The organism is Dictyobacter kobayashii, from assembly GCF_003967555.1.
GTDB classification, from domain to species: Bacteria; Chloroflexota; Ktedonobacteria; order Ktedonobacterales; family Ktedonobacteraceae; genus Dictyobacter; species Dictyobacter kobayashii.
In genome coordinates this window covers 724,233-743,985 of the sequence record NZ_BIFS01000002.1, presented here as the reverse complement: position 1 = coordinate 743,985, position 19,753 = coordinate 724,233, and the positions used below count along the sequence as shown (strand labels likewise).

The 19,753-nt window shown below is 48.5% G+C and carries 15 protein-coding genes; 11 read left to right on the top strand and 4 right to left on the bottom strand.

Annotated features, from left to right (window positions below):
• Positions 1-3: 3 nt before the first annotated feature.
• Positions 4-774: a glycosyltransferase family 2 protein gene (locus EL645_RS29965; RefSeq protein ID WP_126555610.1), complete on the bottom strand. Its 771-nt coding sequence runs from the start codon at positions 772-774 to the stop codon at positions 4-6.
• An 883-nt stretch (positions 775-1,657) separates the two neighbouring features.
• Between EL645_RS29965 and EL645_RS29960 the strand changes: the two genes are divergently transcribed.
• From EL645_RS29960 to EL645_RS29930, 7 genes are all read left to right on the top strand, one after another.
• Positions 1,658-2,374 carry a hypothetical protein gene (locus EL645_RS29960; RefSeq protein ID WP_126555607.1) on the top strand — a complete coding sequence of 239 codons (717 nt, stop codon included), beginning with the start codon at positions 1,658-1,660 and terminating at the stop codon, positions 2,372-2,374.
• A 665-nt stretch (positions 2,375-3,039) separates the two neighbouring features.
• Positions 3,040-4,083, top strand: a complete 1,044-nt coding sequence (locus EL645_RS29955; protein ID WP_161977807.1) for a sensor histidine kinase — start codon at positions 3,040-3,042, stop codon at positions 4,081-4,083.
• 277 nt (positions 4,084-4,360) lie between these two features.
• A complete protein-coding gene (locus EL645_RS29950) occupies positions 4,361-5,194 on the top strand; it encodes a MetQ/NlpA family ABC transporter substrate-binding protein (protein WP_126555601.1) in 834 nt (277 codons plus the stop codon).
• 128 nt (positions 5,195-5,322) lie between these two features.
• Positions 5,323-6,303, top strand: a complete 981-nt coding sequence (locus EL645_RS29945) for a methionine ABC transporter ATP-binding protein (protein WP_126555598.1) — start codon at positions 5,323-5,325, stop codon at positions 6,301-6,303.
• The gene (locus EL645_RS29940; RefSeq protein ID WP_126555595.1) at positions 6,303-6,971 is read left to right on the top strand and encodes a methionine ABC transporter permease; all 669 of its coding nucleotides are present in this window, start codon (positions 6,303-6,305) and stop codon (positions 6,969-6,971) included. Before EL645_RS29945 ends, EL645_RS29940 begins: the two co-directional genes overlap by 1 nt.
• A 627-nt stretch (positions 6,972-7,598) precedes the next feature.
• Positions 7,599-9,233 carry a peptide ABC transporter substrate-binding protein gene (locus EL645_RS29935; protein ID WP_126555592.1) on the top strand — a complete coding sequence of 545 codons (1,635 nt, stop codon included), beginning with the start codon at positions 7,599-7,601 and terminating at the stop codon, positions 9,231-9,233.
• A 283-nt stretch (positions 9,234-9,516) separates the two neighbouring features.
• On the top strand, positions 9,517-10,719 hold the full coding sequence (locus EL645_RS29930; RefSeq protein WP_126555589.1) for an enolase C-terminal domain-like protein: 1,203 nt from the start codon (positions 9,517-9,519) through the stop codon (positions 10,717-10,719).
• 8 nt (positions 10,720-10,727) lie between these two features.
• Here EL645_RS29930 and EL645_RS29925 read toward each other — a convergent pair whose 3' ends face one another.
• Positions 10,728-11,489, bottom strand: coding sequence for a tRNA(His) guanylyltransferase Thg1 family protein (locus EL645_RS29925; protein WP_126555586.1), 762 nt, complete (start codon positions 11,487-11,489; stop codon positions 10,728-10,730).
• A 1,030-nt stretch (positions 11,490-12,519) separates the two neighbouring features.
• Here EL645_RS29925 and EL645_RS29920 point away from each other — a divergent pair.
• Together EL645_RS29920 and EL645_RS29915 are read left to right on the top strand one after the other, a co-directional pair.
• Positions 12,520-12,975, top strand: a complete 456-nt coding sequence (locus EL645_RS29920) for an RNHCP domain-containing protein (protein WP_218032128.1) — start codon at positions 12,520-12,522, stop codon at positions 12,973-12,975.
• A gap of 345 nt (positions 12,976-13,320) precedes the next feature.
• On the top strand, positions 13,321-13,755 hold the full coding sequence (locus tag EL645_RS29915) for a hypothetical protein (RefSeq protein WP_136625315.1): 435 nt from the start codon (positions 13,321-13,323) through the stop codon (positions 13,753-13,755).
• A 260-nt stretch (positions 13,756-14,015) separates the two neighbouring features.
• On the opposite strand, the gene EL645_RS29910 is transcribed toward EL645_RS29915, so the two are convergent.
• A complete protein-coding gene (locus tag EL645_RS29910; protein ID WP_126555580.1) occupies positions 14,016-14,642 on the bottom strand; it encodes a hypothetical protein in 627 nt (208 codons plus the stop codon).
• A 700-nt stretch (positions 14,643-15,342) separates the two neighbouring features.
• Complete coding sequence (locus EL645_RS29905; RefSeq protein WP_126555577.1) at positions 15,343-16,932, bottom strand: Na+/H+ antiporter; 1,590 nt, start codon at positions 16,930-16,932, stop codon at positions 15,343-15,345.
• A 420-nt stretch (positions 16,933-17,352) separates the two neighbouring features.
• On the opposite strand from EL645_RS29905, the gene EL645_RS29900 reads away from it, so the two are divergent.
• Both EL645_RS29900 and EL645_RS29895 read left to right on the top strand, forming a co-directional pair.
• A complete protein-coding gene (locus EL645_RS29900; RefSeq protein ID WP_126555574.1) occupies positions 17,353-18,873 on the top strand; it encodes an alpha,alpha-trehalose-phosphate synthase (UDP-forming) in 1,521 nt (506 codons plus the stop codon).
• A gap of 226 nt (positions 18,874-19,099) precedes the next feature.
• Positions 19,100-19,702: a TetR/AcrR family transcriptional regulator gene (locus EL645_RS29895; protein ID WP_161977806.1), complete on the top strand. Its 603-nt coding sequence runs from the start codon at positions 19,100-19,102 to the stop codon at positions 19,700-19,702.
• Positions 19,703-19,753 lie beyond the last annotated feature (51 nt).

Below are 19,753 nucleotides of genomic sequence, written 5' to 3'. Positions count from 1 at the left end.
TCCCTATGCGTTCTTTAAGAGAACGCCGGGGGGATAAGATATGCTCTTCTGTAAGAGTTGTAGATGTACCTGCTGGTAGAAGCTGATCTCCTCGCGCGACATACATTGTTCTACATTCACCCGATACCACTTTTCGTTACTGATACTGGTACCTGGCTGATATTTCCAAATATTCTTACCGTGTCGTACATAGATCTGGTGATTAGCGCAAGGGAGGGTGCAGACGCGGGCACCAAGATTTATCAGCCGCCTTACAAATCCCGAGCCATCGTCGCCTTTAGGGCTATCTTGAAAGCGGGCGCAGTTGCTCCACAGCTGTTTGCGATATAGCATAGTGCCATAGTGCATGCCCTCAACTCCCATGGCTGATGTACTGGCGTCAGCACATTGCCAGCCCTGCATTTTTTGTATGTCCAGCACGGTATGTAAATGGAGACCTGTAATATCCGCTGTGTTAGTGAGCAAAGGAGCGACCTGGTAAGAGAGCCGGGTTGGAGAATACCAGTCATCGTCATCCCAGTGGCAAATCAGTTCTCCCCGGGCAGCCTCACAGGCGAAATTACGTTTGGCGCCCACACTATGGATATATTGAGGGGCGAAATAGCGCACATAAGGACGTTGGGCTACAAGGTCTACCACCAGGTCCTCACCATCATCTACAATAATGAGCTCTTTATTGGGATAATCTTGTTTTTCAAAATAGCCTAAAGCCTGCTCGACAAAGCCGCGTCGGTTTTTTGTCGGCATGATACATGATACAAGTGGTTGTTCCATCCCTTCCACCCTCCCCTTCTCTCCATGGACTTTAATAATAATGATAGCTATTATTGCGGTTTATGCAATAATGCATGCTACCACATAGCTCCATGGCCTATCAGCATGTATGGCGTATTATAAATTTTATGCTCTATATTGTCAATCCAGAGATCACGAGCAAGCGATACAATATCCATTCTTTCCTGTGTGGAGTGTGTGATGGGCGACCGCAACCGCCCACCCACCTGCAAACATGGAGATGACGAGCAAGGGAAGAAAGACACTATCTTTCCTGTGTGGAGTGTGTGTGTGGGCGGCCGCAGCCGCCCACACACACACTCCACACTCCCAGCCCGGCGCCGCAGGCGCCAGAGAGAAACATCAAAGAGCCCTGGATGGTAAATCAGGACTCTTTAAAAGTCTTATTTTGCCATATTGATTTGTGTGCCAAACTTCTTAAAGTCATCGAATGTTGACAGTGCTCCATAAAATGTGACTTAATAGTAAGTGAAAAAATATACACCAATATTTTTCCTCTCAGGATTTGCGCAGAATTTCTAGGCCTACATGTATGACTCGTTCATATCCTGAGAAACTACGACATTTCTGATAGGAACTTATAGAAGTGGAATTTGTTGTAGCGGTTATCCACATCAAAAAAATTTCCAGCGGGCCATTAAACGCAATTGTCAACGCCACTCAATTGCGACTAACTCTGCCGTTTTAATACCGTTTTTACTGCAGAGTTTGCTTCGGAAGATCAGGCAACCTTCCAGGGAACCGAGCTTATATAGTTAAGTAGTTTGCCCAATTGATGACACATTCCTCTTATGTTCAGCACGGAATGTTTCACCAGCCAGCAAGCAGATGTACCATGCTGCTTGAGAGGAGCTTATATATCATGACCTATTCACGTCGAAACATGGTTGAGGAACAACAAGAGGCCAGTCAGAAAATTAAGCAGATAGCTGCTATCTGTGATGAACTCAATTTCAAGCTGGGTCCTATCGACTGGGAACAATATGGAATGCAGGCAATTGTAAACGTTAATGGTATTGATATTGCTCGCCTTATAGAGTTCAGTCAGATTGAGCGTGATTATATTTTGCGCCGTGTGCAGATCCAGCTATTGGCCCAGGCAGCCCTCAAGAGTGCGCATGCCCATTCAGGCGTCAAAGTCTTGATGTGGAGTCCGGTGGATGTGTCCAAGCCAGAGGAATTTTTGAGCCTGTGGATTATTACGCTGGAAACCGATGAGCGTATCCCCATCGCTGAAACAATTAAAAACGGACAGCGCGTCTACGAACCCTATGTGTTTGATCGGGAAGATAAGCAGCAGTTTGTTAAGCTTTTTGGCCCGCCCAGTGAAGGTGAGTATCGTCCAGGCGAGGTGGTGACCCTTAAAGAGCGTGAGCGTGAATTCACCGGCGAAATTCTTTATAGTATTCCTCCTGGCAAAGTTATTCCTGGTCGCAGACAGGCATCGCGAGGCTATCATACCGTGGCTGGAACAGCCTATACAGATGGTGCAGCCGCCAGATATATCGTCGATTGTAAAGACGGTTTCCCCCATATTGTAAATCAGTCTCAGGTGAGCCGAGGCGAGCAGATCAGCTAATTCAATCATCGGCTGTTCGTCATCTATCTGACCAATGAGAAGTGGCGGGCAGCCATCGCCGTTCATGATCCAGGTTCGCTGGTTGCCCCTTATCTTTTTCCTGCCATCAGGGATTCCCGCTTTCTTGCCCTCTTGGCATTACAACCTATGGCTTTGATCCTCTGCCGCCCGAACCCGGCTGCCCATTGCCCTACCAATTTGCTCACAATCATGCTGAGCGCGTCTCTATCGCTAATATACACTTTGGTTTGCGTGTCCTGCGCACTGCTAGCAGTGCCATTGTAGCGCTTTAATATGCTAATTTTTCGCAAGGCTGGTTTTAACGGGTGACTCTTCGCACTGCTTGCGGACGTTTCTAGTATATACGGTCTATAGATATATGATTTTTCAGGTTCGAAGCTTCATTTTACAATCCATCAAAGCTATTAGTGGTATGCCGTTCAATCGTATGAGCGCAGCTGCCTGAGAGGCACCCCCGTTTGCTTGCAACTGATTAAGTTGAATGGCTGAGCCCGTAGCAGCGGAGCTAGCCACAATCGAGCGGCGTTTACGATTGCTTTTTAAATGGTATGGGACAATTCCAGGGATCAAAGGGTTTTAAATTAATGCAGAGTTTATTCCGGAGGCCCGCTACACGATCATCTCCACGAGGAGCATTTGCCTTCGTGTATACGTCCCTCTTTGGCTATCTCGCCAGTTGTATACTTATAGTTTCGATGGTTATCTTAAAATATGTCGATACTTTTATGGAGCGCGCGCCATACTTTGCTATTGCTCCTCTAGGACTGATCTCTATTGTTGTTGCTTTAACATGGGGAGTCGGACCGGGTTTGTTCTCGCTGATATTAGGGTTGCTGGCGACCCAGTTTTATATTATGCCTGGTATTTTTACAACTGACATTGTTCGTGATACGGCGATCGGTGGGCCTTTTGTGCTTTCTGACCTGATTGTAATCGCCTTGATTGGCCGATCGATCGTCATGCAACGAAAGTTAATGCATGTTAATCATCAGCTTGAGCAGGCAGTCTCCCTAAAGGATCATTTTATAACGCGCGCTACCCATGAGCTAAGAACACCACTGACAACGGTACGCGGTCAAGCGCAGCTGGCTTTGCGTAGATTACGGGAGTCTGATTATGAGGTTCCATTGCCTATCATGCAAGCGCATTTTGAAAAAATAGCGGCCCGAGCCGAGGATATGCAAATGTTGCTGGATGATCTTTTGGATCTCAATAGTCTCTATGCTGGCAACTTACCACTCCATTTTGAAACTTGTGATATCGTTGAAATCTGCCTGGAAGTCGTTGGCGAGCAGCATGCAGTCTCCAACCGTATTATTGTTTTCCATGAGTGTGAAGAACATATTGAGCTCTATGCGGATAAAAAGCGGCTGTCTCAGGTGGCCACCAACCTCATTAGTAACGCTATAAAGTATTCAGTTACTGATACAGCTATTAATGTGACCATTGAGCAAAAGAATCGCGAAGTGCTCCTGAAGGTACAGAACGATGGTCTTCCTCTATTAGAGGATGTTCGTCAGCATATCTTTGAACCTTTTTACCGTACTCCAGAGGCTGAAGCGACCCAGCCGGGCTGGGGCCTCGGCCTGGCTATCTGTAAAGAAATCATTGAGCAGCATCATGGTCGTATCTGGGTAGAAACCTCTCTAGATACTGGTACCACATTTTTTGTACAACTTTCTCGATAAATTAAGTAGTTGACAAAATTTATCAAGATTGTTATGATTAATATATAGGCGCTTATCATATTGTTGTATTTAGAGATTTTATTTATAAGCAATACATCTGGCGCACCCGCACATGTTTTCTTATATGGTGCGAAAATTGTGTACAACGCAATTTTCGCACCATATAAGAAAACTTTTTGCGCTCCGAATGCGTGCAAAATCAGGCATGAAGAGCGGGGCGATCATGAGGGTCAGACATATTCTTAAGATCTTTTTGTCTCAGAAGGGAACCTGTTAAATGCGTTCGTTGAAGCTTAATTTTGTCATCCTATGTGCCTTGCTAGCCACTGTGTTGGCTGCCTGTGGTGGAAGTGCCAACCAGGGGAGCAGCACTTCATCCAATGGGGTGACGACCATCAAAGTTGGTGCATCCCCTACGCCCCATGCTGAAATTCTCCGCTATATCAGTGATAACCTGGCGGCTAAAGCAGGCCTGAAAATCCAGGTTGTTGAGTTTACTGATTATGTACAGCCTAACCTGGCCTTGAGAGATGGCCAGATCGATGCTAACTTCTTCCAGCATGTCCCTTATATGGAAGATTTCAACCAGCAGCATGGCATGAATATGGTCGCGGTGGCTAAAGTGCATATCGAGCCACTTGGCATTTACGCGCATAAAGTAAAATCTCTCAACGAGGTTCCGAATGGCGCGGTCGTGGCAATCCCTAATGATGTCACAAATGGTGGTCGTGCCCTGCAGTTGCTGGCTGATCATGGATTGATCACGCTCAGAAGTGGCGCTGGTGTTGGCGCAACTGTACATGACATTGCCAGCAATCCCAAAAATTTGCAGATCAAAGAGTTGGAAGCCGCTCAGTTACCACGCTCGCTGGACGATACCACGCTCTCCGTGATTAACGGCAACTATGCTTTGACTGTAGGCTTGACCCCCTCTAGAGATGCACTGGCACTGGAAAAGGGGCAGGGCAATCCCTACGCCAATGTGCTGGCTGTCATGAAGGGTCACGAGAATGATCCTGGTGTCACCAAACTGGCCAAATTGCTCAATTCTCCCGAGGTCAAAAAATTCATTCAGGATAAATACAAAGGATCGGTAATCCCTGCTTTCTAGATAGCGATGCTGATCTCCAGCCTGCCTTTGCATGCAAAGGCAGGCTGATTCTTAGCCTCCATCGTGGCATTCAGAACGTGATGAATAACGATGGAGGTTTTTGGTAACATTTGCCAGGGGGAAATGTGATGATAACAATTAGTGATTTGAGTAAAGTGTATGGCCAGGGCGAAAAAGCGATTGTTGCGCTGGATAAAGTCAGTTTAGAGGTCCCAAAAGGCGAGATTTTTGGTGTGCTGGGCCAGAGTGGTGCTGGCAAGAGCACGTTGATTCGCTGCGTGAATCTGTTAGAGCGGCCCAGCTCGGGCTCTATTTTTGTCAATGGGCAGGAAATGACTACCCTGGGTGGAAGTGCCCTCCGCCAGGCGCGGCAGCATATCGGCATGATTTTCCAGCATTTTAATCTACTAAGTTCACGCACGATTGCCGATAATATAGCCTTTCCACTTGAGGTAATGGGTTATAGTCGGACAGCGTGCCAGCAGCGAGTAAAAGAATTGCTGGCCCTGGTTGGCCTGGAGCAACGTGCCAACGCTTATCCCGCGCAACTTTCTGGTGGGCAGAAACAACGTGTAGGCATCGCCCGTGCTCTGGCCGGTCAACCAGAGGTCTTGTTATCAGATGAGGCCACTTCGGCCCTTGATCCGCAGACAACCCATTCCATTCTTGAGCTGTTGCAGGATCTAAACCGGCGTATGGGGCTAACCATCCTGCTGATTACCCACGAAATGGGGGTGGTCAAACAGATCTGCCACCAGGTCGCCATTTTAGAGGCCGGAAAACTGGTTGAGCAGGGTCGCGTCGGGGACCTGGCGGCGCGTCCCGAGTCTCGCCTGGCCCAGAGTCTTTTCCCTCGCCCCCAGAGCTATGCGGCCCAGCCAGGTGCCCGTGTGGTTACCATCTCATTTGCTGGCAATAGCGCGGATGAACCGGTACTCTCGAATTTGATTCGGCGTTTTGATTTAAACGTCAATATCTTGAGCGGCAATATTGAGAAATTTGGTGAGCAGCGGGTGGGACAGTTGCAGGCCGAATTTGTGGGTGAGCAATTTGAACAGGCAGTGGACTATTTGAGGAGTCTTGGCTTGCGAGTGGAGGTGAATAACTGATGGATTGGAATTACTGGTCGTATCTGCTGCCGGATCTTCTGCAAGCCACGCAGGACACGCTATGGATGGTGGTTATCTCTACCATTTTTACTATTCTGATCGGCTTGCCGCTAGGTATTTTGTTGGTGATTACGGACCGTAATGGTTTGCTCCAACAGACCTGGCTGCATCAGATCCTGGGATTTATTGTCAATATTGGTCGGTCGCTGCCCTTCATTATTCTGCTGGTTGCCATTACCCCTTTTACACGCTTGCTAGTGGGCACCACTATTGGTACCTCGGCGGCTATTGTGCCCCTGACGGTGGCGGCCATCCCATTCTTTGGACGCGTGGCGGAGACCTCACTGCGTGAAGTTGATAGCGGCGTGGTTGAGGCCGCCAAAGCCATGGGATGTAATGCCTGGCAGATCATCCTTAAAGTATTAATTCCCGAGTCCCTGCCCTCGTTGATTCTGGGCATTGCCATCACGATTATCAGCCTGATCGGTTATTCAGCTATCGCGGGCGCGGTAGGTGCTGGTGGTCTGGGCGACCTGGCTATCCGCTATGGCTACCAGCGCTTCGAGACGCCGGTGATGGTCGTGACCGTGGTATTATTGATTGTGCTGGTCCAACTTATTCAATGGCTGGGCAACACACTGGCTCAGCGACTGACCCGACACGCATAAATAAGCAGCATGCCCGAAATGTTATGAATGAGTGGGGCCGGGGCGCGCCGTATGTGCTGCGCAATACCAAAAAGCATAACTGGCTTTGCAGCGCGTCCGAATTTATGAATGAGTGGGGCCGAGGCGCGCCGTATGTGCTACGCAATACCAAAAAGCATAATTGGCGTCCGCTGGCGCGTCCGAATTTATGAATGAGTGGGGCCGGGGCGCGCCGTATGTGCTACGCAATACCAAAAAGCATAATTGGCTTTGCAGCGCGTCCGAATTTATGAATGAGTGGGGCCGAGGTGCGCCGTATGTGCTACGCAATACCAAAAAGCATAATTGGCTTTGCAGCGCGTCCGAATTTATGAATGAGTGGGGCCGGGGCGCGGCGCGCCCCGGCCCCACTCATTCATAAATTCGGACGCGCCAGCGGACGCCCACACAAAATTATAAATGCAAAAGGAATAAATAAGCAAAGAAAATAGTTTTATACCTTACAACATCTAAATCTCTGAAGCATACGTAAACTTTATAGATAACTATTATTAGTGGTAACCTGAATTGCCTATCAAGCTGTGCTATAATTGGCAGTTCATAGTTACAGTGTCTGGTGTACGTGTAGAAGAAAGTGAGTACCTATTTATGTCTGCATGGCGGAGCAAATATCCGCGTTCACTCTCCCTTTTCTTGTTGACAGCGCTCGTTGTGGTGCTCAGCGCCTGCGGTGGAGCGACCAGCTCACCCAGCCAAGGGAATACAACCCCTGGCGCCAATCAGGTTTTACGTTTCCCAAATGTGGGGACAGCTGATATTGGCAAACTAGATCCAGCCAGTGGTCCCGACGCAAATTCTAACCAGGCCATCAGTATGATTTTCAGTGGACTGGTAAGACCTGATAAAGATTTGAAGGCACAACCTGATCAAGCTACCTCCTGGGATGTGTCGAAAGATAATAAAGTTTATACTTTCCATCTGCGCAACGATATTACTTTTTCAGATGGTACCCCGATTACCGCGCAATCATATGTCTATACCTGGACACGTGCCCTCTTGCCAGAAGTAAAGTCTCCTACCGCCCCGGTTTTAGAGGAGTCTATTCAGGGCGCTAACGATGTAATTACTGGTAAGTCCAAAACCCTGACTGGCGTCAAAGCTCTGGATGCCCATACCTTGCAGGTTACGCTGGTGCGACCTACTTCTTACTTCCTGCAATTATTGACGGTCTCTCTGTTCCAGCCCTTGAATCAGAAGGTAATCGAGCAATATGGGCAGACAGATTGGGTTAATCACGTGGCTGGCAGTGGCATTGGTAGTGGGCCATTCATGATAAAATCCTGGCAGCATGGCGTCCAGATGGATTTTGTGCCCAATCCTCATTACTATGGTAAAAAGACGCAGCTCAAAGAGGTCCAGATGTCCTTTGTCAGAGATGTGTCAACCGCCTTCAAAGCCTATCAGGCCGGTCAATATGATTTTGTCTGGGGTTTGAACTCCACCGATCAGTTGCAGGCGCAGAGCATGTCTGGTTTTGTGCGTAAGCCAATTCTGGAGAGCGATCTGCTCTTCTTTAACAATGAGATTGCTCCTTTTAATAAAACAGCTGTGCGCCAGGCTTTTGCGGCCGCCATTGATAAGCAAGCATTGGCGAAGGCGATCTTCCATGATACCGTTACGCCTGCCAGTACGATCATTCCTCCTGGTATGCCTGGTGCCCAGCCCAATTATCCGGGTATTCCCTTTGATCCAACCAAAGCCAGGGCTTTGTTAAAGAGTGCTTATCCCGATGTTAGCAAGGTGCCACCGATCTCGTTTTCCTATCCATCGTCCCAGGTCACGCCTGAACTGGCTGAAGCTTTACAGCAGATGTGGCAGGATAATCTGGGTGTTAAAGTAAAGCTGAACGGGATGGAATTAACGACCTATAATGCTGAGACCACCAAGCGTACGGTACAATTTGGCTTTACCCAATGGGGTGTCTATTTCCCAGACCCCTATGAATGGTTAGACCTGAGCCTGCTCTCGACCTCGGCCAATAATAATGGTAACTGGAGCAATCCCGAGTTCGACAAAACCGTTGCCCAGGCCGAGCAAACCTCTGGAGATGCACGCCTGGCCCTGTATGCCAAAGCTGAGCGTATCGCTATCGATAATGTTGGCTGGTTGCCTCTCGATCACCAGTCCGCGGCAGCGATCATTCCAGACAAAATCCACGGCTTGACCATGAACAGCAATGGACTCTACTTTGGCGACTGGTCTGATATCTATCTGACCAAATAGCCTTTAGCTTCTGTCCAACTGATCCCGACCACTCTATCTCAGAGTGGTCGGTTTTTTTGTGCTTTGCTTTTATCCAGCAGGGCTTTTTCATGTTCATCTGTGGAGTGTGTGATGGGCGGCTGCGGCCGCCCATCACACACACTCTACCCTCCCAACCCGGCGCTGCAGGCGCCAAAGAGGAATATGAAAAAGTCCTGGCTTTTATCAGACCATGGTTGATAAAGCGCGCGCAAAGATGTTAAGCTTATGCAAAGAGTACGCCACTGGCTAGAAAAGAGGCATCATGTCAAACATCACTATCAGGGATGTTCGTGTCATCCTCACCATGCCAGACACCAGTCGTCTGGTTATCGTCAAAGTGGAAACGAGCGAGCCGGAACTCTATGGCGTTGGTTGTGCCACCTTTACCCAACGCCCATTGACGGTGCGTTCGGCGGTCGAGGATTACCTCAAACCTTTTTTGCTGGGTAAAGAGGTCATGCGTATAGAAGATCTCTGGCAGACCATGTATCAGAACTCCTATTGGCGTAATGGTCCGACTCTCAATAATGCTATTTCGGGCGTGGATATGGCCCTGTGGGATATCAAGGGCAAGCTGGCTGCTATGCCTGTGTATGATCTGCTGGGTGGCAAATGCCGTGAAGCGGCCGCCGTCTACCGCCATGCTGATGGACGTGATGAGGCCGAGGTATTGGAGCACGTTCAGGCTTATATGGAGCAGGGTTATCAACATATTCGCTGCCAATGGGGAGGCTATGGTGGTCGGGCCGCCTTGAAAGTTCCGCCTGAACAGACGCTACCAGGTGCCTATTATGATCCCGAGGCGTATGCGCGCAGTGTGCCACGCCTATTTGACTATCTGCGCAATCACCTGGGGTATGCGATCGAGCTGTTGCACGACGTTCATGAGCGGCTCCCACCCATCGAAGCGATCCGACTGGCTAAGAAGCTTGAACCCTACCAGCTCTTCTTTCTGGAAGACCCTTTTCCGCCAGAGCAGAACGACTATTTTGCTATGCTGCGTCAGCAGTGTGCTACCCCGATTGCCATGGGCGAATTATTTAATAATCCTCATGAATGGCTCCCATTGATTACTAATCGCTGGATTGACTTTATCCGCGTGCACATCAGCCAGATCGGGGGACTGACGCCAGCGAAGAAACTGGCTACGCTCTGCGAAGCCTTTGGTATTCGTACCGCCTGGCATGGCCCGGGCGATACCTCTCCAGTTGGGCACGCCGCTAATCTACACCTGGATCTCAGCAGCCATAACTTCGGTATCCAGGAAGGCCATGCCTTTAGTGAACAGGAGCGTGAAGTTTTCCCAGGTTGTCCAGAGCTGCGTGGAGGCTATCTCTATGCCAACCAGAAGCCAGGCCTGGGCATCGACATCGATGAGCAGCAAGCAGCCCGTTATCCCTGCTCAGATGGCCCGCCCGAATGGACACTGGCCCGCACCTGGGATGGCACCGCCGCCCGGCCATAGCTTTTATCTCAAACGAGGCTTTTGGCCAGGAGCGCGGCAATAAATTCACCATAGGCTTCGCCGATAGGCAATTCATCTTGCATGCGCATGCGGCGGCGTTGCGTCGTCTCATGGCGTTGCAGATGAGGATTGTAGCCGGTTTTCTCGTAGGTTTCCCAATAGAATCCTGTGCCGTAGCGTTGCCAGTAGGGTAGGGTGTCAAACTCGATGCCGCGCTCTTGTAGTAAAGCCTGTTTATATGTCAGTGTCTTGCCTGTGAGCTGTGCTGTAGCCTGATTGGGTTGAAGACCCTCTTTGAGCAAGGTCCAGTGGCACCAGCCATTCAAGGCGCAGCGGGTCGTATCGGTCTGACGCCAGCGAAAATAGTCGATAACTTGCTCCTGGCTCGCACTCAGCCAGATGCGGCTATCGAATTGAACGGCCAGCTGACTGGCAAGGGCGAAAGCCACACTGGCAATGCTGGCCGAAATAGAGATCAGCTTCTCCACCTCGCGGTCAAAGAGATCCCACTGGGGCGGAAAAACAATAGAAATCTCATCGCTTTCTGTAAAAACGTACAGGCCTTGTAACTCTTCGAGCAGGCTTTGCGCGGCAGTGCGCATATATTCTTGAAACCTGCCATCAAAAGGACGTTCGAATTTTGCTCGTGCCGTAAACTTCGTAAAGCCTCGGCCATCGAGCCGGAGCACGATCCAGGTACCTGGTAGACAGCGCAGGGAATGAAAATATTCTAGTTCCCGCATACGTTTTTCAAAATAGTCACTATCCATTGCTACTCGCTTCTAGTTTGTGGTCAATGAACGAATAAATAATTGCTAACCCGACATTCAAGATATTATATATATGCATGAGTATACCCGATAATCTCCAACAGCGTAATTTTTCAGTCCATCTCTGCCAGGGTTTTTTCATGTTCGTCCAGCGATCACCAGCAAGCAATAAGATGTCCATGCTTTCAGGTGTGGAGTGTGTGTGATGGGCGGTTGCAACCGCCCATCACACACACTCCACCTATGAGTCATCCCGGATTTTTCAAAAATCCGAAAAATGGGTTTCGCGCTCCCAATGCGGGAGGTGCAGGAGGTGCAGGGAAGACCCTGCACCCCCCAGTTTTGGGAACTTTTTCAAAAGTTAGGGATGACTCATAACTCCACCCTTCCAACCCGGGGCCACAGGCGCCAAAGAGGAACATTAAAGAGCCCTGTCTTATTATCAATATGCTTGACTTTTAAATATTGGTTCAGTATACTGATTAAGCAATCTTACTTTCTAGAAAGGGATTTTATGCAAGTCCTCTCAATTATGTTTGTGGCGGGTGAGCGCTAAGCACTGTACTTGATGGTACAGTTTTTATTCATGGGCGGCATGTTATTGGCCGTGGTTCCGTGAATGCTGGTATGCGGCTAAACAACTAGCCATACCACTCTTTTTAGCGTACAGTTTTTTGTGGCTGATCTTCACATTAAGCAGTCCAGAACCCTTGTATATTGCGCTAGCTAACCTCCCACAAACCTCTCCACTTTTTCTCGACTTTCTGTGCACGCTTTTTTATGCTTATGCATATGCATTTTCCCAGGCATCCTTATGCCCAGATTTAGTGTGCACTGCATCTCTACTCTTTTTTTATTGCCTTCAGGCACTGGAAGGGAAGTCATTCATGAGTACTAATATGTCAACAATACGTCTTGTCCTCTCTTTGGTTTTTTGCGCCACCGTACAGACTGCACGACGGGCAGCAGGGGCGCCATGGCGATTAAAAAAATACCCACTTTTGGTTTACAGAAAAGATGAGGACAACCATTGCGCACAACACGCAGACATATTAATAATGACTATCACGAGTACTCCGCCCATAAACCCACGCGCCAGCATCGACATAATCGTTCCACCAACGACGTATTCAAATGCAGGCATTGCCGCCGCTTTATCGGTCCTTTGCCGTATGGCGGACACCATAGAAACCACTGTCCATTCTGCCTCTACTCGCGTCATGTAGACGAGAGCAAGGGTGATCGCTTGAATGTATGTGGTTCAAAGATGGCACCGATTGGCTATTTCCAGCGGCCAAATGGTGAGTATGTGCTGGTCCATCGCTGCCTGGGATGTGATTTTGAACGCTTCAACCGGATCGCTGGTGATGACAACTTTGACCTGGTTTTGAACTTGCCAGAGTTGCCGCCACGTACCAGTCGAGACCTGAAGCTACAACGTCTCCAGCAACTATGGGATATCTCAGAGGCTACCGAGACAGAATAGCCGCGCTCAATATAGAGAGGTTGTGTTGTATTTGCGTAAAATACAATACAACCTCTCCCTTTCACGCTACAGACCTGTTTCGCCATACTCAAGCACAACGCCATTATTAGTTGGCAATTTCATATAGAAAGCACCAGATAAGTGATTATAGCGGCAGGTATGGCATTTGCTCAAAGCAAAATTTTTGTAGTGCGAAGGGATAGACGAGACAAAACAGGTAGCAAGGATGTATAATACTCAAAAGTCATGTGTAACAAGGCCAATAGCGGAAGGTCTGGTAGGATGTTCAAAAGGGATAATTTTTTAGCCCTGCTTATTTTAGTTTGCTCGATCTGTGTAGTGTATATGTTGCAGCTGAATAATTTGCTGTACATGATGCGCTATATCGTAGCCATCGAGGTGGTCTTATTTATTATCGTTTTTTTTGTAGAGAGCTGGCACAGTAATGTTTCCTGGCGCCGGAAAGGCCAGATGATCCTCTGTTTACTACCCTTCATTGGTCTGCTAGTTGTCCTCTTTCCCTTTATCGGGAGCGCTTCTTCCCATGTTCCTTCGCAAGATCCCACGGTGAAAGTCTTGAATACCATCAGTGACTACTGGGAGGCAGGCTGGGGCTGTGTGCTCTTTTGTTGTGTCACGATTTTTGCACTCAAAGTACAAAAATTTTATAGCGAGGTCGCTATTGCCGAGGTAGTGCCTGTACAGCCAGTCCCCGAGGTACCAAGGCGCCGGCGTGTTGTCTACCTGGGTGAAGATGTTTCCTATAGACAAGAAGAATGACGAATCATCTGCTCAGCTTTTTATTTGTATAATGGGGTTTTCGTAGGGAGGAACAAAAAGTCGGAATAGGCAATTGGCCAAAAAAGGCTACGGCAAGTTTTTGCCGTAGCTAGAACAGTTCTTCAGAGGAAGAGGGTTGCCGAAGAGGGCAGTGATGACCCTGAACAACCGTTTCTGGGAGCGTATTCCCGCGCGTGACGATGTTGACCACAAGCCTGAGCGCTCCGATCTCGCCCTTTTACCACCCATCCAGGATTTCGTTACTCTGGCTCAGGCGGATTATACCCTTTATACTGCTTTGTCTCTCTTATTACCTCATTGAAGCGCTCTACCAGTTGCGCTGCTTCATTTTCCCGGCCATGGGGCACGGGCACATTGATCGTACTATAATTGTATGTGGTGTTATTCGTGCGGTCATACGTTTTGTGCCGGCAACGAAAGCATAGAACGGTGGGCTGGGATGTCAGGCGTACTGTCTGCAGGCCAGAGAGTTCAAAGAACGTACCTGCCTCCCAGACGCCTTTTCTGGCCAGCGTTATCCGTAGTTGTGTCTGGTGGTGGCGCGCCTTGTGGCGTTTGCGGGCCTCACCGTAATCGTATACCCGCACCATAAATAGGACTCCCATCACTACGATTAGAATAAAACTCACAGCGCCCAGTACACCGACCTGGAATACACCGGTCTGGAAGAGGAGGGCGCTCAGGAGAAAGAGGGCCACTGGTACGATCATATTGGGCAGCCAGTAGCGCAGTTGCGCGGACCGCCAGTCGACGCGATCAAAAAGCGCCCATTCCTCGGGAGTATATTCCCAGTGGACCCAGGCGTTGTTGTAGTCATTGGACCAGTGGGGTTTCTTTGCAGAACTGGGCGATGAATCGTGTGGCATAAAAGGAACTCCATTTCTATGCTGGCATATTGCGGTCCATTATATGGCCGTGCTTAACCGGCATAGAACAAGTATAGGCCAGGAGGGAGTCCTCTGTAAATGAGGTAGGGCACAAGATGGCTGTGATGTCTCTCACTCTGCCTGTCAGGCCAGAATAGCCACTCCCTCGTTGCGCGGATTGTTCACCAGTTTCGACTCTGCTCGCTCGGATAGGGGACCATTCCAGGACGGGGCTAACGGGGGGTAGCATTACCCCTTTTTGGAATGCTTCTCCATCAGAGGCACCCCCAGGATAACCGCAAAAATAGACAGTAAAGCAATTTGTTCTATTTGACTCGGCGAAAGAACGTCCCTGCTCTAAATTTTTTCGTTCAGTTTGAGCCTACGCTATCCCATGCTGCTTCATCCAGTGACTCAGGTAACAGGATCAGAAAGAATTCCTGGTCTATTGCTTCAACTTCTCATATAACGGTATATTGACATAAATAAATACACCTTTGGAGATTTTTTGATGGGCTATGTGGCAAGGGAGAATAATCTTTTGTGTGTTTTTCGTGCGCAAAGATTTTCTGTATATGTATAATAGATCAGAGACTCGTTTGTTCCTATCCTTTCTGCCTGATATAGATTTACTTGAAACTGGTAAAACGGGTCTCTTTTTTATATAGAAAAATATATACGCTAAAAGAGTTAAATGGTATTATCTATAGAAGCGTTGTTCTTCTATATCTAAGTTTTGTTCGATTTTATGAAATACCTCATCATTGATCTCACCCTTATTCCGCATTGCAATTAATACATTTCTTTCTTCATTATGTATGTCTTTTTGGACGTGCCCAAAAAGCTCATGTAGTCGCTGAAGCTTCTGAAGGTCTACTTCTTCATCGTTTTGTTCAATCAAGGCCAGTTTACGTTCATAGTATGAGCGAAGGCGATCAATGTACTTTTGTATACTCGGCTCATCATTTTTCAGTTCATCTAATTTTTTGAGCGCTACCTGAGTCGATGCGATTAACGCTGCCTGGGTTTCCCGTTTGATGGTAGGGTCGTGGTCCACCTTTAACCAGCGTATCAGAGGGCCCAGGGTCAATCCCTGCACTAGAAGGGTAAAGAGGATGACGCCAAAAGTGATGAAGATGAGCAGGTCGCGTTTAGGAAAGCTTGTGCCGTTGGCGACGGTAGTTGGGATGGCCAGTGCGGCAGCCAGAGAGACACCGCCGCGCATACCTGCCCAGCTAATGACCAGGGCATAGCGCCAGCTTACGCCTGGACGTAGATGTGGGATTGCGCGTGGGAGAATCCGTAAGAGGTTGATACAGGCGAAGGTCCAGGCTAGCCGTACACCAATCACGGTCAGACTGATCATAAGAATGTGACCAAGTATGGTGGGTATAGAACGGCTCCCCAGGTTTGCTATTCGATTTGGCAATTGTAGGCCGATTAATAAAAAGATGAAGCTATTTGAGATAAAGACCAGCACATTCCAGAATGAATTGCCTTGTAAGCGGGTTTCGGAAGAGAAGAAGGTTGCTGATTGGCGACCTAAATAGAGTCCGGCCGCGACGGTAGCCAGTACGCCTGATAAGCCCAGTGCCTCAGCGATCAGATAGGCAGCGAACGGTGTGATGATGGTAATGATGATCTGGGTGGTGGTATCCTCAATCTGTCGATGCAGCCAGGTAATACCTAGCGCCAGAATCAGGCCCATCAAGATCCCACCAATGCTGACTATCACAAATTGCAGGCCGGCTGCCGTCAGTGAAAACGTGCCACTAACTGCGGCCGCTATCGCAAAGCGATAGGCCACCAGTCCGGTTGCGTCATTGACCAGGCTCTCGCCTTCAATTACGGCCGCAATACGTCTGATTAGTCCCTGCCCTTGAATAATTGAACTGGCGGCAACGGTATCCGTAGGCGAAACGACAGCACCCAGCACAAAAGCCACTGCCCATGGTAAGCCGGGAATAAAGGTGTGCGCAACAAAAGCTACCGCCAGTAATGTGGCCAGCACCAGTCCAATGGCCAGTAAGAGGATAAAATCTAGCTGATTGCGAAAATCGCGCCAGGAAGTAAACCAGGCTGCAGTATAGATCAGTGGTGGCAGAAAGATAACTAGAATCAGCTCAGATTGTAACTCAATATGTGGAAGAGCGGGTATCAAGCCAATCAAGCCTCCTCCTAACACCAACAAAATAGCATAGGGGAGCCGTAGGCGCGACCCGATGGCTGCCAGGATGACCATAGAGATTAACAATATTAATGTAATCAGGACTATTTTATCAAGTGGCATATCGATTTCCCTTGAACATAGTGTTGCTAGCTGATACCTGCATAGGTGCGGTTGTGCGGATTTTAGCCAGCTAAGAGTATTAAATTACCGCCTCTTTGACACATAAGTAAGATGAAATCTTTATGTATTATATCTGAGAATCTTTTAGATTATATATCCGGGTCAATGAGCCGTCCTTTTCGCATAACATTATATTGGTAAGTAGTTTTTACAAGCCTGTATTTACTTGATTTTTTTATTGAAGCGCAAAGCATGAATCTCAGTTGTTAGATAGTACCGTTGTTCTATAAAATGGTCAGAAATGGTCAAGCGGTCTTTCTTTGCATGGTTGTTCAGACGGCTTTTCTGTCTCGGTTTGTGTTTGTGGGCCGTGTAAAATAAGTAGAAGAATTTGGTAGTACTGAAGAAGGTGGGGATTGTATGTCTACAGCAATCAGAAAAAAATCTCAGACGCCGTCAGGTCAATTATCTATAGACGCTGACCGTCTTATTATTGCTACAAATCGTGGCCCTGTTGAGTATTATAAGACTAAAGAGGGTCAGATCAAATCGCGTCGTGGTTCTGGTGGCGTTGTCACGGCACTGACGAGTACGGTCAGCCAGGTCAATTCTACCTGGGTCGCTTTAGCCATGACGGAAGGCGATCGTGAAGCATTGAAAACGGCGGAAGAGGGTGTGATGCCTTCTCCGATCCGTGATATAGATGTGCGTTTACGCTATGTTACTGTTCCAAAATCTATGTATCGTAAGCATTACGATATGATGAGCAATCGTGTCCTCTGGTTTACCCAGCATTATTTACTCGAACAGGCTGAGGATGTTTTTGCTTTCGACAAGATGCAAGATTTCTGGAATAATGGCTACTATGAAGTCAATAAAGCCATCGCTGATGCGGTCAATGCAGAGATCGCCAGCAAAGACTCAAAAGCGTTGGTTATGTTGCATGACTACCATCTTTATCTGGTTTCCGGGATGATTCGGGCGCAACATCCCTCGGTCGCCATGCAACAGTTTATCCACATTCCATGGCCTGAACATCGTTACTGGGCCTCTTCATTGCCGACCGAGATGACAAAAGATATTCACCGGGGCCTATTGGGCAATGATATCCTTGGTTTTCAGACCCGTGGGGATGCTCATAATTTCCTGGATGGGGTGCGTGCCTTTTTTGAAGATGCCCAGGTGGACCTGGATCAGCGCTATGTCATTCTGGATGGGCATCAGACCTTTGTGCGCGATTATCCTATCTCTATCTCGGTGGCCGATGAGCGTCGCCTGGTGCATAGCAACGCAGGTAAACGGGCCGCTGAAAAAATTAAGCCCTTGCTGAACAAATATACGCTCATGCGCGTCGATCGGATTGAGCCAACCAAGAATATTGTTCAGGGTTTCCTGGCTTATGAGACACTGCTAGAGCAGCATCCAGAGCTACACGGGCAGACAACTTTCCTGGCATTTCTGATCCCTTCACGTCAATCGCTACCCCTGTATCGCAAGTATCAGGATGAAACGATGAAGGTGGTTGAAGATATTAATAAGAAATATGGACGCAAGGACTGGCAGCCGATCCATACCTTTGTCCAGAATGACCGGACCACAGCCCTGGCAGCCCTGCAATTCTATGATGTCTTGCTGGTAAACTCCTTGATCGACGGTATGAATCTGGTGGCTAAAGAAGGAGCGGCCGTCAATACTACTGATGGCGTGCTGATCCTTTCTCGTACCAGCGGCGCTTTCCAGCAGCTCGAAAATGCATCGATCGCCATTTCACCAGCCGGTCGCAATGAAACGGCCGATGCAATTTATAAAGCTTTGATGTTGCCTGAAGCAGAGCGCAAACAACTGGCTGAGCGAGCTCGTCACGAAGTTGAGACCAACGATTTGCGCACCTGGATGACCCAACAGATCGATGACATTAATGATTTGCTAAAAACGCGCTAGTTTTTATCCACACTCAAAAGGAACAGGCTGTTATCTCGCATAGCTTCGCTACAGGCGGCTAGAAGATGATAACAGCCTGTTTTTTGTACCACATAAGATAAAAAAAGTGAGGGCGCGCCTGCGCCCGTCCGCAAGGGGACGAGGAGCTTCCCATGCTAATGGAGATAAGACACACTGTTTTTTATATTGTTGACATGAATCATATATTCATGATATGCTTCATATCATGAATAAAAGACGTGATTATCAGAGCCCCCTTCGTCAAGAGCAGACAAAACGTACTCGTGAACAGATTCTTGAAGGTCTTATTCAGACCATGGCACAAGGAGGATTGGCAGATCTTTCCATTCCAGCCGTCGCACGGGTAGCGGGCGTTTCCGTGCCGACTATCTATCGCTATTTTCGCACTAAGCGCGAACTCATCGAGTCACTTGGCAGCTATATTGTGCAGAAATCTGGCATAATGCCGCCTTCACAGCCTCCCCGGAGTCCCGGAGAGCTGATTGCTCTGGTCAAAGATCTGTTTATCAGCTATGAGGGAACTGACGAGATGCTACGGGCTGCCGCCATGAGTGAGTTGAGCTATGAGATGCGCCAGCAAGCGCTCCCACGGAGGCTGGAACTTATCGAAGAGGCACTGCGACCTGTGGCAGATCGTTTTGACGAGACAGAGCAGATATACCTGCGCAATAGTGTGTTTATTCTCACCACCACAGCGATCGTGCGTGCATTCAAAGACTACCTCAACCTTTCAGGAGAGGAGGCAGCTGAGACGGTCGCGTGGGCTATCCGTACCCTGACGAGCAGTTCCTCTCAGACAGAGGACTAAGACAACCAGAAATGGCTCTTCTACTGGCTCCTCAAAAGGGGCACACTGAGA